At 53.6% G+C, this 919-nt stretch carries 1 protein-coding gene; it reads left to right on the top strand.

Annotated elements, in window-relative coordinates; all coding sequences use genetic code 11:
* Positions 1 to 76: 76 nt before the first annotated feature.
* Positions 77 to 637: an adenylate kinase gene (locus tag FGE21_RS19870; protein ID WP_218062809.1), complete on the top strand. Its 561-nt coding sequence runs from the start codon at positions 77 to 79 to the stop codon at positions 635 to 637.
* The last annotated feature ends 282 nt before the right edge of the window (positions 638 to 919 follow it).

Genomic DNA, 919 nt, shown 5'->3' with positions numbered 1-919 from the left:
CCGTAAGACAGCTGTGAGCCCAACTTGACCAATGCCTCATGCGCGAGATAGGTCATGCCATGCGTACCAATGGTCCATGATGACGAAACTAGAAAATCCAAAAATTTACATCTTTGGCGCCTCTGGAAGTGGCTCAACAACGCTAGGGCAAAGTGTTTCGTCTGAATTGGGGTTGGTGCATGTCGATACCGATGACCACTACTGGGCTCCGATCGATCCGCCGTTTTCTGTCAAAAACTCCGTCGAAGAGCGGGTGAGTTCAATGCGAAACGCTCTTGGAAATGAGGGCTGGGTTTTATCTGGTGCCTGCAATGAGTGGGGTAGAGAACTGGTTGATCAGGCTGACATAATCGTATTCACGACGCTTGCCACCCCGTTCCGACTGCAGCGGCTTCGTTCACGCGAGCAAACGCGCTTTGGCGAACGGATCGAAGAAGGCGGAGACATGTTTCAAATTCACGTTAACTTCATTGACTGGGCAACGGGTTACGACGATCCCAACTTCAATGGTCGCAATGTTGGCATGCATGAACGATGGTTGGCGAGACAACATAAGCCGATCTGCCGAATTGGCTCGCAATGTGATCCAGAAATCGCAGTTCAGACTGTGATCAAGTACCTAGCTACCCTTTCGTGAACGGCAGCACAGTCCCGCTGTGCCAACACTCGCCTGTCAAAAATGCTGCAAGATGCATGAACGGCAGCAATGCGAAAGCCGCAGTGCAGTGTTCAAACAGTCGGCGGACGGCGGCTCTGGTGAAGGTTTTCTGATGCGGGTCGCGGCGGAACGTTGCGCACTGGGGCGACCACGACCCGCGTTGGAAAACCTCCCAAGGTGGAAGCCGCGGGGGTCTTGGATCCGTCTATGGGGAAAGTGTGCAGTCGGTTGGGGCGACTTGAAGTGGTCCCAGAAAACTGG

It is taken from the genome of Phaeobacter sp. B1627 (assembly GCF_006265095.1).
Lineage (GTDB): Bacteria > Pseudomonadota > Alphaproteobacteria > Rhodobacterales > Rhodobacteraceae > Epibacterium.
Note: the sequence above shows the minus strand (reverse complement) of the source record. Positions and strands in the feature narration are given on the sequence as shown.